Below are 15,535 nucleotides of genomic sequence, written 5' to 3' on the forward strand. Positions count from 1 at the left end.
CACCATGGACATGATTGGCAAGATCCGACGGCTGCACGCGAGGGACAAGCTGTCGGAGCGAGAGATTGCGCGCAGGACGGGGCTGTCTCGCAACACGGTGTCGAAGTGGCTGCGCGCACCAGTGAAGGAGGCGCCGAAGTACCGGCGCGAGCCGCGCCCGAACAAGCTCAGCCCGTTTGAGGAAGCACTCAAGCAGGCATTGACAGCCGATGCCAGGCGGCCCAAGCACGAACGACGCACGGCACGCGCGTTGCACGCCGAGATCAAGGCTGCGGGCTACAACGGCGGCTACTCAGCCATCACTGACTTCGTGCGGACGTGGCGCCAGGGTGAGGGGCAGACAGTCAACGTCACGGCGTTCGTACCGCTGAACTTCGAGCTGGGCGAAGCCTTCCAGTTCGATTGGAGCGAAGAAGGCCTGGTTGTCGGCGGCATCTATTACCGCATGCAGGTGTCGCACCTGAAGCTGTGTGCGAGCCGTGCGTTCTGGCTGGTGGCGTACCCGAGCCAAGGCCACGAGATGCTGTTCGACGCCCATACGAGATCGTTCGCAGCGCTGGGCGGTGTGGCGCGCCGCGGGATCTACGACAACATGCGCACCGCAGTGGACAAGGTTCACAAGGGCAAGGGCCGCACCGTCAATGCCCGCTTCGCCGTGATGTGCGCGCACTACCTGTACGACCCCGACTTCTGCAACGTGGCCTCGGGCTGGGAGAAGGGGCGTGTGGAGAAGAACGTGCAGGACAGCCGTCGGCGCATCTGGATCGAGGCGGCCCGGCGTCGCTTCGGCTCCTTCGTCGAACTCAATGCCTGGCTGGCGGAGCGCTGCCGGGCGCTGTGGAACGAGGTCCGGCATCCCGAGCACAGCCAGTTCAGCGTGGCCGAGATGCTCGAGCACGAGCGTCCCCACCTGATGCCCATGCCTGAGCCCTTCGATGGCTACGTAGAGAAGCCAGCGCGGGTGTCGAGCACCTGCCTGGTGTCGGTGGCACGCAATCGCTACTCGGTGCCATGCGAGCTGGCCGGGCAGATGGTCAGCACGCGGCTGTACCCGGGCAACGTCGTGGTGGTCGCAGAAGACGCGGCGGTGGCGCGCCACGAGCGCCTGAGCGCCTCTGGGGGCACTCGCTACGACTGGCAGCACTACATTCCGCTCATCCAGCGCAAGCCTGGTGCATTGAGGAACGGTGCGCCCTTCGCAGACATGCCCGAAGCGCTGCAGCAACTGCGCCGCGGCTTGCTGCGCCAGGCCGGTGGAGATCGCGTGATGGCCCAGGTGTTGGCCATCGTGCCGACGGCGGGGCTGGACGCGGTGATCGTGGCGGTCGAGTTGGCGCTGGAGAGCGGTCCGCCGTCAGGACGGGTCAGCGTGGAGCACGTCGTCAATGTGCTCGGCCGGCTCACCGCGCCGGCAACACCGCAGAGTGCCGAGACAGCGCTGCAGATCGTCACGCCGCCGCTGGCCAACACGGCACGCTACGACAGCCTGCGTGGACAGGAGGTGGACCATGCGTGATGTGACCGTCGAACTCAAGGCACTGCGCCTGCACGGCATGGCCAGTGCCTGGTGCGATCTGGCGGAGCAAGGAACTGCGTCCGGCCTGGATGCCTCGCGCTGGCTGGTCGAACATCTGCTGCAGGCTGAGACCACGGACCGGTCGATGCGTTCAGTGCAGCACCAGATGAGCTCGGCGCGCTTCCCCGTGCACCGGGATCTGGCGGGCTTCGACTTCGACGCGTCGGTGGTCGACCAGAAGCTGGTTCACCTGCTCGCAATGCTGGAGTTCACCGAGGCCGCGCACAACGTTGTCTTGGTCGGTGGTCCGGGCACAGGCAAGACCCATCTGGCAACGGCTCTGGGCGTGTCGGGCATCACGCGCCACGGCAAGCGCGTGCGGTTCTACTCGACGGTCGATCTGGTCAATGCACTGGAGCAGGAGAAGGCCCAAGGCAAGGCCGGTCGTATCGCGCTGAGCCTGCTGCGAATGGATCTGGTGATCCTGGACGAGCTGGGCTACCTGCCGTTCAGTCAGGCCGGCGGCGCGCTGTTGTTCCACCTGCTGTCCAAGCTGTACGAGCACACCAGCGTGGTGATCACAACCAACCTGGACTTCGCCGAATGGTCGACGGTGTTCGGCGACGCCAAGATGACGACCGCGTTGCTCGACCGCCTCACGCACCACTGTCACATCGTGGAGACGGGCAACGAGAGCCATCGATTCCTGCACAGCAGCGCCACGGCGAAGAAGCGCATCAAGGCCAGGGAGCAGACCCGCAAGACAGGCGCCAAGGCCGATCCAACAGACGCCGCTGATTGACCGCCGCCGCGCGTGGCAAGGCGCTACGGGCTACGCCCTTCGCGCCTTATGAGTTCGATCACAGAAGCGAAAGGAGGTCACAGAACAAGGCAAGACATACACTTATCCACAGCCGACCATTGCTGCGTCGGCTTCCACCCCTGGCTCACGATTCAAGCGGCGCGGTGGCTCAGTTCTACTTCGGCGCGGACACACCCGCTCGAAGTGCGCCATCAGGAAGTCGATGAAGGTGCGCACCTTGGCAGAAATATGGCGTCGACTCTGAAAAGCGATGTTGATCGTGAGCCGCGGAAGATCCCAGTCGTCCAGCACCGAGATGAGCTGGCCGGCCACCAGGTCGTCGTTTGATTCCAGCAGGCCTTTCACGTGGAGGGTCTGTACTTCGTCGTTTCGGCGGAACGTGAGCTCGTTCGGGGTGTTGCTGTAGGTGTAGAGCAGGACTGGGCGGCTCGCCAACTCCTCGACGCTACGGGGTGCGCCGTGGGTGTCCAGGTAGCCGGGTGATGCCGCCAGGATGCGCCACGTGGATGCGAGCCGACGTATGGTGATGCTGGAGTCGTTCTCGAACTTGCGGGTGCGGATGGCCACGTCGATGTTGTTGTCGATCAGGTCGTAGTACCGGTTGGACACCTCGACTTGCACGTTCACGTTTGGGTAGCGGGTTGTGTACTCCTTCAGCAGCGGTGCGAAGTGATGCCGAGCCCACGAACCCGGCGTCGGGTGTCGGGCTCAATGCAGACATCCGTAGCTCTGAGCCCGACGACGGCAATCGGCCAGAACCAGTCCTTCGTCACCGAGCTCTGATTCACCGCACAGCGGACGTTCGCAGCGCCGTCGCAAGACGCTGGATGGTATTTGGCCCGCTCCTGCAGGCGCGTTCTTCAGTAGGAGCCCGGAGGCGGAATGTGCTTCAAGCGTCGGGTCGTGGTCAGGCTGATGAATCGGGCGCGCGCGACACCGAGCCGCGCGCGCCCGGCGCCGACCACGCCGCCAACGGTCGATTTGACTGCGTCCGCGGTCGGCGACTCTCCCGGGTACGAGGGTGACAGGCCGCACTTTCGCATCAGCCGGTTCACCTGATGAATGCGGGCCACCTCGCGCGTGACTGCGGTGTAGAAGGTCACCCCGATCGAGATCGACAGGCGATTGCCAGCGGTGGTTCGGTCAACCAAGGATCTCGTCATGTGGGGCGAGGTGCTCGGGAAGTACACGGCATCCCCCGGGTGTGCATCGAACTCCTGTCCGCGCGGCAGGAAGGATTCATCGAAGCGCACTTTCTTGAGCGACTGCGTGACGATGAAGTCCTCCACGGCATCGGCCGGCACGATGCTGCGATCACGGTGATCCCATACGTTGAGGAGCTTGTGCCCATGCAACTGCAGCCAGAAGTTGTTCTCGCGATCGATGTGAAAGGGCGTGACGGAAGGCGGGGCAGAGAAGAAGACGAATCCATTCACCCTGAAGATGTTCGGTTGCTCGCGCTCCACGAGGGAGCGCATGGAGTTCACCACCAGCATCAGGAGCGCTTGATAGCGGGGGATGACCTCGATGTTGTAGAAGGCAACCGACGAACCCGGCTCTTCCATGCGTTGGAAGAATTCCTCGATGCTGCGCCCGTCGGGATGCCGGTTGTCGTGCGCGAGCGAGGACGAGACCGTTCTGTCCGGACTCATGAACCTGCATTGGTCCGTCTTCGAGAGTTCAATCCCGAGCTTCACAAGTTCGGGCACTTGAAACAACGGGTGCTCGTGAAAGTTGTGGTGCATCGGCGTGATCCTCTGGGTAGAGAAGTTCCCGGGATCGTCCATCCACACACGGTATGTCGTTTCCGAGGTCCCGACAGAACTCATGCTGGTTGCGTGCATCGCACCCTCCAGATCGCTTTCGGACTCCCGCCCCCTTGAATGGGGTCGGGGTGAAGTCCGGGGGCAAAAGCAGTACTTTCAGGATCGATATTGGGGTGAAATTCTGAATACTTCCTGACTACAAAGCGACGTCTCCTTGAGACCAGCCTCAACGAAGGACGTTGGGGTCTTTGTGCTGGAGGATCAGTGAGTGCAGTCGAGCGGTTCGATCTCCATCTTGGGCACCTGAGCGAAGGTCTTGGGGGCGCACGGACCGGTGCGCGGGCCTTCGTGGTTACTGCACGGGTCCGATGCTCCCCCTGTCGAGCAGGACCGTGGCGCCCATGTCCTGCGAGTGCCGCACACCTGACCGCGGACGTTGCGCCTACTGCATTTCGCCGTCTGAACGACCTGGCTCAGAACCTTCTCCAAAACAGCGAGCGTGATGCAGCCGTGGAGGTGAGACCATCTTCGTATTGACTGCCCAGGGGAGGGTAAGGCAAGCTCAACCGAGGGGGCGTTCGCGGAGAAGACGAAGGGGAAAAATGTTGTCTGCTATTCGCTCATTGGGTGTGCGCGTCTCTTTGTGGTCGCGCGAGACTTTCGACATGCTGGTGGCACTCGCCTTTGTCGGCGCGTGGCTCGTGCTCTGGTTCGGCGAGTAGGCGAGGCGTCCTGTGACATGCCAACGTCACAGCCCCTTGACCGATGGTTCCACGATCAGCCCCGAATCTCTGCCTAGTAATCGCACCCCGGCTGGATCGCCAGGGCTGGTGTTGCCGTCAAACCGCTTTGGGGCCCATTTCGGCCGCTCCGTTTAAGTGACCGCTTTTGGGAAGGCTTGGTGTCTGCCATGGGCCCCAAGCCGTCGTCCGCGAACGTCGGCTTCGCAGAGTGGATCTGAAATTTCCAGTGCGATCTCAACAAGTTCGTGCAATTGAATCTATAGAATTTTTGGACTACGCTGGTCGCATGTTCGACGTCGTCCGTGGCGGAAACGCCTTGTATTTCCCGACATCCCGGCAACGAAAATCGGGTGGCGCATGGGAGGGGATCGTCCAAATCGTCTCGGCGGACGGGACCGAAATCCATGTGTGCGCTGCCTGTCGCGACAATGCCGACGAAGCCGCGAGGGACGCAGTTTTGGACGCGATTCTTTTGGCTTGCGACAAGCCTGCCTTCGACGACTAAGCGCCGCTTCGAGGACGTCTATCCAGAGGATCGCGCCACAATTTTTCGCTCAGCCTCACTTCGGAAGCGTTCGAGATGTGTCGCGACGCGCACCTTCATCTCACTCAAGCGCTCAGCACTCGCGGGGCCGCCATTCACCGAGGCCATGCGTGTTAGCTCGAGGATGCGATCCATGCGTGCAGTGAACTCGGGCAGCCGATCCGAGTAAATGTCCGCGAACAGATCTTCAAGCAAGAAGCGCAGCGAGGTGATGCGAGCCGATTGCTCGAAGTGCTCCTCGAAGAGGGGTTGCAAACTCGCGTCCAACAAGACCAGCACGTCTTCTCTGTCCATTTTTTCGCTCCTTGCGGGGGACGTGTTGGGGTGACCAAACTCTAGCGGTCTACCGTCGAGCTTGCACGCGGTTGAACCGTAGAAGCAACCGGGGCCAGCTCAACCAAGAGCAAAAGATAGCGCCGGCACGTCACAGCAACCAGATCTCTACGCCGTAGCAGGCCACCATGACGCCGACTGTAGTGTCAGAAATCTCGACAGGTACGCCCATGTGCATGGTGGGGTCGACGTCCTTCTCCAGGGATTGACTGAGCAATGCGACATCACGCAGATAGTCAGCGTGCAGGAGAGGACTCAGAACGAATTTTTCGGGATACGCACGCTTCGCGCGAAGGTGATCTGAAAGTTTTTCGGTCATGTCGTAGTACAGGACCAGTGGCTGTCCGGCCATGTCGAATCACCCCCTGTCGGCGCACTGAAGCTCCCAAGAAAGCGCCACGTCAGCTTCGCTGTAAATCTGCCGTGATGTTGTTGGCCTTCACGACGGCGCCCCACATCTTGTACTGGTCGCGGGTCATCGCACCGAGCTGATCGGGCGAACCGCCACCGGGCTCGTCTCCCCGATCGACGATGGTCGGAGTCATCTCAATTGCGAGCATCGACTCTTAGGAGAATGAATGCAAGGCAGACCTATCCCTACGAAGGCTTCTGCCCTGTGGCTAGGTCGCCGGCTCGCGCGGTGCGAGCCGGAAGACCCAGCGGTTCCCTTCAGGGTGCCAGCGTGAGCTTGAAGATCTGGTTGCCGTTGGAGGCGCCCACGTAGACGCTGCCGTCGCTGGCCACCGCCACGCCGATCGGGAAATTGAACGCGATCGCCGCGCCGGTGCTGTCGCGCAGCGTGCTGATCTCGCCCGCGGGCGTGACCACGCGCGCCACGCCGTCCCAGGCATGGGTCAGGAACACGTTGTCGTGCGCATCCACCGTCACGCCGTAGGAGAAGCCGAGCCGGGCCGGCGTGGCGGCCGTTCCGTCGACCACGCCGCCGTTGGCGCAATCGCCCAGCGGCGTGCTCACCGTGGCGCTGGCCACGTCGATCTTGCGCAGGCACAGGCTGTCGGTGTCCGTGTCGTACAGCGTGCGGCCGTCGCGGCTGATCGCCAGGCCCTGCGGGCGAGCGAACTGGGCGGCGGTGCCGACCCCGTCCAGGTTGGCCTGCGTGCCGTCGCCCGCGAGCGTGCTCGTGGTGCCATCGGGTGCGACCTTGCGCACGCGCTTGTTGCCCAGGTCCGCCACGAACAGGTTGCCTGCACCGTCGAGCGCGATGCTGGCAGGGTTGTCGAACATCGGCGTGGCCGGGTTGTCGGCATAGCCGGGCGTGCCACCGCCGACCCAGGTGCTGTAGGTGGTGGCGTTGGGGGCGATCTTGTTGATGCGGTGCTGGTCGCTCACGTACAGGGTGCCGTCGGCGGCCAGTGCCAGGCCATACGGCGTATTCATGGTCGACCCCGGTGTGACTTCGGCGCCGGTGCCGCTGGCCGTGTCGATGCGGTAGACCGAGCCGTTGCCGCCCATGGCCACGTAGAGGTTCGCGCCGCTGGCGTCCAGGACGAGCTGGTAGGGGCGGTTGTAGGTCACGCCGGTGGTCGCCAGCACGGTGGCGACCCAGGGCTTCACGGTCAACGTGGCGGCATGGCTGGTCACGCTGCCGTTGCCGCCCGTCACCTGCACGCGCAGCTGCTGGCCGCTGTCGGCCAACTGGCCGGCGGCGGTGGTGAAGCTGTTGCCGGTGGCGCCGGCGACATCGCTCCAGCTGGCGCCGCCATCGACGCTGCGCTGCCACTGGTAGGCGGTGGCGCGCACGGCCTGCACCTTCAGCGTGGCGGCCACGCCCTGGCCCACGGTGGTGTCCGATGGCTGCGTGGTGATGGCGGGCGTGGTGTCTTCCGGCGCGGGGGGGGGCGGCGGTGTGTCCTGGGCTGCAGGGGCCGGTGCAGGGGCGACGGCGAAGCCGGGGAAGCCACCGCCTCCGCCGCCGCCCCCACCGCAAGCCGCGAGCACGAGGTTCATCACCATCAGCGCGGCAGGTGCGCGCCATGCACGAAGAACGGGACGAGGAGTAGTCATGAGGGGCCTTCCTTTTTTCAAGTGGAGTGAGAGAGAAGGCCTCCACGGTAGGGTCGGCACTACCCGCAATCCAGTGTCGAAGGTCATCGACACCCCGCAAAAAAAAAGTGCTCAGGCGCGCATGCCGGCGTGCGTTGCATCGTGCCGGGTCAGCGATGCCAGGGCCTGCAGCAGCCTGTCGGCGGCCACGGGCTTGAGCAGCACCTGCAGCCCCGATTCGCGCATCTGCTGCTGCCGCAGCGGCGCGGTTTCGCCGGTGATCAACAGCGCCTGCAGGCCGGGGCCGAAGCGCGCGCACAGCCGCTGCGCGGCGGCCAGCCCGTCGCCGCCGTCGGCCAGTCGCACGTCGCACAGCAGCACCTCGACAGGGGCGCTTCCGTGCGCGGCCTGCGCGAGCACGGCCTCGGCTTCGGCCTCGCTGGCCACGGCGTCGATGCGCACGCCGTGGGCCTGCAGCAGCCCGGTGACGGCCTGGCGGATCGCGGCTTCGTCGTCGATGAGCAGCACGCGCTGCGGCAACGGCAAGGCAGCGTCCGGGCGCACGGCGAGCGGCGCGACGCCCGAAGCCGAGACCGCCGGCAGCACCAGGCGAAAGCGGCTGCCGTGGTCCAGGCGCGAGCGCACCTGCAGCGGGTGCGCCATCAGGCGCGAGAGCCGGTGCACGATGGACAGGCCGATGCCCAGCCCCTGCGCACGGTCGCGCCCCGGATTCCCGACCTGGTAGAACTCGTCGAAGATGCGGCCCAGGTGCTCATGCGGGATGCCGATGCCGGTGTCGCAGACGTCGATCCACACCAACGGCCCGCGTGCACGGGCGGCCACCACCACGCCGCCGCGCACCGTGTACTTGAGCGCGTTGTCCACGAGGTTGGACAGCAGCCGCTGCAGCAGCTGCGGGTCGCTGAGCACCCAGCACGGCGTGGCGCGCAATCGCAATTGCAGGTCGCGGTCGGCCGCCTGCGCCGCGAACACATTGTTGAGCGCAAGGAACAGCGGGTTGAGTTCAACAGGGCGGATCTGCGGCGACACCTCGCCGGCGTCCAGCCGCGAGATGTCGAGCAGGGTGTCCAGCGAATCGCCAAGCGTTCCGACCGCATCCATCAGCCGCGCCGCGTGGTTCCATTCGTCGCTGCCCTGGAGCTTCTTCTCGATGACGGCGCCGAACAGCGCGATGGCGTGCAGGGGCTGGCGCAGGTCGTGGCTGGCCGCGGCAAGGAAGCGCGTCTTCTCCTCGCTGGCGCGCTGGGTCGCGGCAATCTGGTGGCTCAGTTGCTCGGCCAGCGCCTCCTTCTCGAAACGCATGGTCAGCGCGGCGGTCAGCAGCCGGTGGTGCTGCAGCGCGAAGATGATCATGACGCCCATGTACAGCAGGCAGCCGGTGGCCAGGAACAGGTGCACGGTGTCGCCGCGCCAGGCCAGCGCCAGGGTCAGGCTCGCCATGCTGGGCACGATGAAGCGGGGGATGTTGCGCTTGAGAACGGCCAGCGACAGCGCACCGCCGGCGCAGCCGCCCATCATCATGACGATCACCATCACCCACAGCCCGAGGTTGCGCCCCGGCGGCACGCACAACCAGGGTGCCAGGCCCCAGACGCAGGAGCGCATGAGCACGTTGCGCGCATTGAAGCGGGCCCAGTACTCGGGGTGGGCCGCCGCATCGGGGCTGCGCTGGTAGCGCCGGTACGCGCGTCGCAGGGTCAGTGCCAGGTGCAGCGCCATCCACAGCAGCACCTGCCAGCGCCGCGTGGCCACGAACAGGCCGATGCCCAGCGTCTGCGCCGTGAGGAAGTCCGCGAGGTAGGCGGCCGGCGCGTTGGCATGCACCGTGGCCACCTGCTCGCGCAGCACGCGCTGGGCCAGCGCGGGCGGGTGCAGCTCGGTCATCGCAGGCATGCGGGCATCGCCATGTCGAAGGCCGCACCGTGCGCGGGCGTCACCTCAGGCTGCTGATGAGCTGGGCCCGCGAGCGCATGCCGAACAGCAGCAACAGGGTGGACACGTGGTTCTTGACCGTGCCCTCGGTCAGGCGCGACAACTGGGCGATCTCCTTGTTCGACTTGCCGGCCAGCAGCCAGTCGAGGATCTCGACCTGGCGCGCATTGAGCTGCGGCTGCAACTCGGCCACGGCCGCCTTCGCGTGCACGGGGGCGGGGGCGTCCGCCAGGGGCCGGGCCGGCAGGCCGACCAGGTCGTTGTCGCGCACGTAGCGCAGCACCTCGCCCAGGTGCCCGGTCTTGGGCAGGAAGGCCTGCGCGCCGAGCGCCATCGCGCCCTGCATCAGCGCATGGCTGTCCTTGCCCGAGAGCACGACCACGCGCGATGCGGGAAAGGCGCGCTTGAAGCGCACGAGGGTGTCCAGCCCCTGGGCGTCGGGCAGGTCGAGGTCGAGCAGCACCAGGAAGTGCGACGCCAGATGGAGTTCGTACAGGTGCAGTGCGTCGGCCAGCGAGCGCGCCTCGTACACCGGCACGCTGCCGGTCTCGGCCAGCAGCAGCGCCCGCAGGCCCAGGCGCACCAGCTCGTGGTCGTCGACCACCAGGATGCCCCGCGCGGGGATGGCAATGCCGGCCTCGCTGCGCAACGGCGCGGCATGCGACGGCTGTGGTGTGGCAGTGGCCATGGTCCGGGCATGGTAGTGCGGACGACTGCGAACCTGAAATGACCAAAGTCATGACGCACGTCGCATTGGCGAAGGGAAAAGACATACGCAGAAAGGCATATGCCCTCGGAGCGTCCCGTTGCGGGACGTATGAAGCAGTCGGACTGCAGCACGGCATCACTCCAGGCGGGGCCTTGAAATACCTTGTTGTCGATTCCCGGCCTGTCTGAGTCGCGGTGGTCGTATTCAATGGCTTGCTTGCCATCGCAGAGCTCTTCACATTGGTGGCGTTTTCTTCTGAGCAATGCCTTGTTCTTGTGCCTTTGAGCAGGAGCCGTTTTTTGCGGTCGGTATCTTTTCTTCTTGCCATCGGGGACTCAGGAAGCAAGTGGTGTGGAGAGCATTCCCGCTGATCAAGGTGGCCTGGTCGTATTCGCCACTTGGACCATGCGGCTTGCCTGCTGGAGGCGTTTTTCGAAGTCACGCCACCAAGCTACAGTCGGCCACAACCGGGCGGTCAACAACGTGCCTGTCACGATCAAAAGCAGAAGCCAATTCGTGATAGGGGAGCGACATCCAATGACGACTCGAAAGCCCCTCGCGAGTGCGTCAGCACGATTTCGACTCACGTTGCTACTTTGGGTGCTGGCAGCTTGTGCGCGTAGCGAAAAGCTAGGAAAGGCCTCGGAGTGTGCGGCGCTTCTGCCGAGCTCCAAGTATTACCCTGGTGGCCATGCCGGGCACTGCATGTCAGGTGCGCAAAGCAAAACGCCCCGCGTGGGGCGGGGCGTTTCGTCAGCAGGCGGGCCGTGTCAGTTGGTGGCCGGCGCCGGCTTGTTCAGGCTCAGGTTGAGGAAGCCGTTGGCGTTGGTCGCGCCCAGGCGCGACACCACGGTCAGGCCGCCGCCCAGGGGCAACTGGATCACCGGCGAGATGTCGGTGGCGCCATCGCGCTTGCGGTAGCCCGGCAGCGGCGCGTTGTAGTGCACCGTCTGCACGAGGCTGCTGTTCGTGCCCGCGTAGCGCGTCACGGTGCTGGTGCCACTGTCGACCGAGACGATGGTGTTGTAGTCCGCCGTGATGTCGGTCTCGGATTCGCCCAGGGTGTCGGCCGAGAACTGCCAGTAATGGCTGACCTGGCCCACCGTCGGCAAGCTGGAGCTGCGCTGGTTGGTGAAGAACTGGACGCTGCCGCTGTCCTTGTTGTACGCGACCAGCGTCACCACGTCGCCGAACTTGAAGGCGTAGGCGTGGTCGTTGGCCAGCCCGCCTGTGCCCGAGAAGCCACCGGCCGCGCTGTCGGCCACGAAGCCGGTGTTGGCGGGAATGTCGTTGGGCACCACCAGGGACGTGCAGCCGCCGGCGATGCTGGAGGTGATGGGACAGGCCAGGCCATCCGCGACCACGCCGCCGTTGAAGCTGACGGCGCCGTAGGCCAGCGCGAAGTAGTCCGCGTCGGTCTCGCGCTCCCAGCCCAGGCGGTTGAACACGCCGTTCAGATCGGACGCCTTCACCGCGCCGTCGCCCGTCTGCTCGGGGAAGAACAGCGTGACGGCGAAGCCTGGCGTGCCGGCGTACGTGACCGGGTCGGTGGCCAGCCCCAGGCCGTTGGGGCCGATCACCAGCTTGCTCCCGTTGAACGTGAACTCGCAGGCGCTGCCGTTCACGGGCGTCAATGTGGCGGTGGCGCCGCTGGCGTCGGTGATCTGCGCCGTGCGCGTGGTGCCGTCCGAGCCCAGCAGGCCGGCCTTGACCTGGAGCAGGCCGGTCGCGTCGGTCTTGTCGCTGGAGGTGAGGTAGCGATAGGTGCCGCTGGTCAGACTGGCGCAGGTGGCCGCCACGCCCGAATCGTCCTGGGCGGCCGGTGCGGGTGCCGGCGCGGGGGGCGCCGGGGCCGGTGCGGGTGCCGGCGCGGGGGCCGCTGTCGGGAGCGGGAAGGCGAGGCCGCCGCCTCCGCCGCCACCACCACCACAGGCAGCCAGGGTGAGCATCAGGGCCGCCGCACTGGCCAGGCGAGTCTTTTTCGGAATGTGCATTTGGGTGTCTCTTTGCTGGAATGTGTCAAAAAGGGCTACTAACCCGGCGCCGAGTTTCTCGGGGAGTGCTGCCCAGGGGCATCGCATGAAAAGGGGATAGCTCGACCACAAGGACGTGATCAGAGACATTCCTCCAACCGTTCCGCACTGGAAGATCCGGCACTAAGGTCAGCCAATGCCTGAGAGCAGAAATCGCTCTTCAGCGGCCAGTAGTTCGACGGGCTTCAGTGACCTGGACTCTTGCAATGAATGACGGGGCTGGGTTGCACCTGGTCTTCTGACGATGCGAAGCAAACTCCCGAACTAGCAGACGCTTCGCCGTCTCGAAGCACCGAGCTCGGCCATGGCGCCCCACATCTCCGTGACGACCCCAATCACCACGGCGCCGAACAACAGGTGCGGCGAGTGCAGAGGATGTCCCCCGGAATTCCGTGGTTGCCCCCACGACACGGGCTCTCTAGCATCGCGGACAATTTCTTCATTTCGGTGCGCTGCTCGACGGCCCCGTCCCCCATCCTCACCATGACCCGAATCCTCATCGTCGACGACGACTTTCAGTTGCAGCAGCGCCTGGAATGCATCGCCGAGCGGGTCTATGGACACGGTGCATGCACGATGGTGGGCTCGCTGGCGCAGGCGCGTGCAATGCTGGAGCGTCAGGACTTCGGCCTCGTGCTGCTGGACGTGGGCCTTCCCGATGGGAGTGGCATCTCCCTCGTGCCATGGATCCGGGAGCATGCGCCGCAGGCCGACGTTGTGATCGTCTCCAGCCTGGGCGACGATGCGATCGTGCTGCAGGCGATCCGTGCGGGTGCGGTCGGCTATCTGTTGAAGAACGGTGAGGACATGGAGCTGGAGCTGTCCCTTGGCAGCATGCAGCGAGGCGGTGCGCCCATCGATCCGGTCATTGCACGGCGCATTCTTCTGCAGATCAACGCAACTGGTGACGCTGCTGCACCTGCGCAACGCGCCGGCGCAGCGGCCGTAGCTGCCGCGGGCGCGAAGGAACAGAAGGAGAAGCTCACCGAGCGGGAGCTGGAGGTGCTGCGCCTGGTGGCGCAGGGGCTGGGAAACCGCGAGATTTCCGAGAGCCTCGAGGTGTCGATCAACACCATCGAGTTTCACGCCAAGAACATCTTTCGCAAGCTGGAGGTTCGCACGCGCGGCGGCGCGGTGCACAGCGCAACGCAGCAGGGATGGCTGGGCTGAACCTTTCCGTGCCGGGCGCCGGTTCCGCGCGCGGGCCGGGCGCACTGATTTTTTCCCTGCTGTTCATTCTGCTGTTCGCCGGTATCGGTCCCACGTGGGCCCAGCCGGCGGACCGTGTGTTCGACCGCATCGAGGCGGTACGTGCCGACTGGAACGCCGCCACGCCGCCGGAAGCGGGCTGGACGCCCGTGACCCTTCCCGACCTGTGGGTCAAGCGATGGCCTGACCACGAGGGTGTCGTGTGGTATCGGCTGCAGTGGCGGGAGTCCCAGGCCGTGCAGCCCGTCACGCTGATGCTGGACTCCGTAACCATGGCCGGTGCGGTGTATGTCAACGGCACTCTGATTGCGCAGGACAGGCATCTGGTGGAGCCCCTGTCGCGTTCCTGGAACCGGGCGCGGCATTGGACCCTCGCACCTCCCATCCTGCATGCAGGCCACAACGAACTGCTGGTGCGGGTGTCGGGCATGTCGGTCTACCACGGAGGGCTTGGGCAGGTGGTGGTCGGAGCCCCGGCATCGGTGCTGCCCCAATTCGAGCGTGCCGAATTCACCCGTCGCACGCTGCTGCAAGGTGGCGTGGGCGTGACGCTCGCTGCCGTGGCGGTATTCGGCATGGTCTGGCTGTTGCGCCGCTCCGAGCACCTGTACGGCTGGTTTGCGCTGTTCTCGCTGCTGCGTGTGCCCTATGGCTACAACTACATCGCGACCGAGACCTGGCCCTATCCCGACACGGCAACCTTCCAGTTCGCCAACCTGTCCTTCCTGCTGGCCAGCGCGACCTGCTTCGTGATCTTCTCGCTGCATTTCTGCCAATTGCGCTTGCCGCGCTTGGGGCGGGCGTCATGGGCGGTCAGCGCGCTGGGCGTGGCTGCGCTGGCAATCACGCCGACGCCCTGGCTCGCGCAGGTGCGCAACGGGGTTGTCATCAGCGCGGCCGCGCTGTTTCTGCTCGGCGCGACGCTGGTGCTCTGGCACGCATGGACTTCGCGCCGCACCGGTGCCGTGGCGCTGGCCGTCTGGCTGCTGCTGCCCATGGCCGTGGCCACGCACGATTGCTTGGTCTACCTGCGGGTGATTTCGACCAACACCTACTACTTTCCGGCCGTTTCCAGTTTCATGCTGCTGGGCATGGCCTTGGTGCTGGCGCTGCATCTCGTCGGCGGCATCCGTCTGGTCGAGCAGTTCAACGTGCAGTTGCATGAGCGCGTGAAGGCGGCCACGGCGCGCCTGGCCGAGGCGTTGCGCAGCCAGCATGAGGCCGAACTGGAACGCACGCGCCTGAACGAGCGCATGAGCCTGGTGCGCGATCTGCACGATGGCCTGGGCATGACCCTGAGTGGACACATCCACGCCTTGCGTGGGCGGGAGGGCGAAGCGGACAACCGCACGTTGTCGACGCTGCGGGACATCAACAACGACCTGCGCCTGCTGATCGAGGGGGCGTCCATGGACGACACGGATCGGCTCGCCGAGCGCCTGGCGCCGCTTCGGCATCGCAGCACGCGGTTGCTGGAGGCGGCTGGCATCACCTGTCGCTGGCAACTGGTCGGCATCGAGCACAGCCGGCTCGACGCGCGGCGCAGCCTCGACCTGCTGCGCTTGCTGCAGGAGGCGTTGACCAACGTGCTCCGGCACAGCCACGCCAGCGAGGTGACCGTGCGGCTTGAAGCCGTGTACGGACAGCTATCGGTGAGCGTGGCCGACAACGGCCGGGGCTTCGAGGTGCAGGCGCCGTGTGCGGGCCGCGCGCCGCCTGCCGGGCTGGGGCTGGGCAGCATGCGTGCGCGTGCCCAGCGTCTGGGCGGCACGTTGGCGATTGACGCCGGCGCGCAGGGCACCACGTTGGCGCTGCAACTCTCACTCGAACCCGCGCCTTCTTCTTCCGTCTGATCTGGCCTCGCCATCCGGGTGCTCACGGCATGGCGTCACTCCGCGGTGC

General features: G+C 65.5%; 14 protein-coding genes and 1 pseudogene. 6 read left to right on the top strand and 9 right to left on the bottom strand.

Annotated features, from left to right (window positions below; translation table 11 throughout):
* Positions 1–4 precede the first annotated feature (4 nt).
* Both istA and istB read left to right on the top strand, forming a co-directional pair.
* On the top strand, positions 5–1,516 hold the full coding sequence (gene istA / locus ACAM42_RS10770) for an IS21 family transposase (RefSeq protein ID WP_119558755.1): 1,512 nt from the start codon (positions 5–7) through the stop codon (positions 1,514–1,516).
* Positions 1,509–2,318: an IS21-like element helper ATPase IstB gene (gene istB, locus ACAM42_RS10775; protein WP_119558754.1), complete on the top strand. Its 810-nt coding sequence runs from the start codon at positions 1,509–1,511 to the stop codon at positions 2,316–2,318. Before istA ends, istB begins: the two co-directional genes overlap by 8 nt.
* A 102-nt stretch (positions 2,319–2,420) precedes the next feature.
* On the opposite strand, the gene ACAM42_RS10780 is transcribed toward istB, so the two are convergent.
* On the bottom strand, positions 2,421–2,999 hold the full coding sequence (locus ACAM42_RS10780; protein ID WP_369632753.1) for a substrate binding domain-containing protein: 579 nt from the start codon (positions 2,997–2,999) through the stop codon (positions 2,421–2,423).
* A 200-nt stretch (positions 3,000–3,199) separates the two neighbouring features.
* Entirely contained in the window at positions 3,200–4,084 is an 885-nt protein-coding gene (locus ACAM42_RS10785; protein WP_255221068.1) for a cupin domain-containing protein, read from the bottom strand.
* A 285-nt stretch (positions 4,085–4,369) separates the two neighbouring features.
* On the opposite strand from ACAM42_RS10785, the pseudogene ACAM42_RS10790 reads away from it, so the two are divergent.
* Positions 4,370–4,512, top strand: a pseudogene (locus ACAM42_RS10790) (IS701 family transposase); the annotation flags it as partial.
* A 622-nt stretch (positions 4,513–5,134) separates the two neighbouring features.
* Positions 5,135–5,353, top strand: a complete 219-nt coding sequence (locus ACAM42_RS10795; protein WP_369631993.1) for a hypothetical protein — start codon at positions 5,135–5,137, stop codon at positions 5,351–5,353.
* A gap of 18 nt (positions 5,354–5,371) precedes the next feature.
* On the opposite strand, the gene ACAM42_RS10800 is transcribed toward ACAM42_RS10795, so the two are convergent.
* The 7 genes from ACAM42_RS10800 to ACAM42_RS10830 all read right to left on the bottom strand — a co-directional run bounded on the left by ACAM42_RS10800 (position 5,372) and on the right by ACAM42_RS10830 (position 12,385).
* The gene (locus ACAM42_RS10800) at positions 5,372–5,686 is read right to left on the bottom strand and encodes a hypothetical protein (RefSeq protein ID WP_369631994.1); all 315 of its coding nucleotides are present in this window, start codon (positions 5,684–5,686) and stop codon (positions 5,372–5,374) included.
* 130 nt (positions 5,687–5,816) lie between these two features.
* Positions 5,817–6,077, bottom strand: a complete 261-nt coding sequence (locus tag ACAM42_RS10805) for a hypothetical protein (protein WP_369631995.1) — start codon at positions 6,075–6,077, stop codon at positions 5,817–5,819.
* A gap of 49 nt (positions 6,078–6,126) precedes the next feature.
* Positions 6,127–6,270 (bottom strand): hypothetical protein, encoded by a 144-nt coding sequence (locus ACAM42_RS10810; protein ID WP_369631996.1) that lies wholly within the window; start codon positions 6,268–6,270, stop codon positions 6,127–6,129.
* 124 nt (positions 6,271–6,394) lie between these two features.
* Entirely contained in the window at positions 6,395–7,750 is a 1,356-nt protein-coding gene (locus tag ACAM42_RS10815; RefSeq protein WP_369631997.1) for a hypothetical protein, read from the bottom strand.
* A gap of 111 nt (positions 7,751–7,861) precedes the next feature.
* A complete protein-coding gene (locus ACAM42_RS10820) occupies positions 7,862–9,643 on the bottom strand; it encodes an ATP-binding protein (RefSeq protein ID WP_369631998.1) in 1,782 nt (593 codons plus the stop codon).
* A 40-nt stretch (positions 9,644–9,683) separates the two neighbouring features.
* The gene (locus tag ACAM42_RS10825) at positions 9,684–10,370 is read right to left on the bottom strand and encodes a response regulator transcription factor (RefSeq protein WP_070061758.1); all 687 of its coding nucleotides are present in this window, start codon (positions 10,368–10,370) and stop codon (positions 9,684–9,686) included.
* A gap of 791 nt (positions 10,371–11,161) precedes the next feature.
* Positions 11,162–12,385, bottom strand: a complete 1,224-nt coding sequence (locus ACAM42_RS10830; protein ID WP_369631999.1) for a hypothetical protein — start codon at positions 12,383–12,385, stop codon at positions 11,162–11,164.
* Positions 12,386–12,907: 522 nt separating this feature from the next.
* On the opposite strand from ACAM42_RS10830, the gene ACAM42_RS10835 reads away from it, so the two are divergent.
* Both ACAM42_RS10835 and ACAM42_RS10840 read left to right on the top strand, forming a co-directional pair.
* A complete protein-coding gene (locus ACAM42_RS10835; protein WP_369632000.1) occupies positions 12,908–13,594 on the top strand; it encodes a response regulator in 687 nt (228 codons plus the stop codon).
* The gene (locus ACAM42_RS10840; protein WP_369632001.1) at positions 13,582–15,486 is read left to right on the top strand and encodes an ATP-binding protein; all 1,905 of its coding nucleotides are present in this window, start codon (positions 13,582–13,584) and stop codon (positions 15,484–15,486) included. The genes ACAM42_RS10835 and ACAM42_RS10840 overlap by 13 nt, the downstream gene beginning before the upstream one ends.
* The last annotated feature ends 49 nt before the right edge of the window (positions 15,487–15,535 follow it).

The sequence above is a fragment of the Variovorax sp. V35 genome, from assembly GCF_041154465.1.
GTDB lineage: Bacteria > Pseudomonadota > Gammaproteobacteria > Burkholderiales > Burkholderiaceae_C > Variovorax > Variovorax boronicumulans.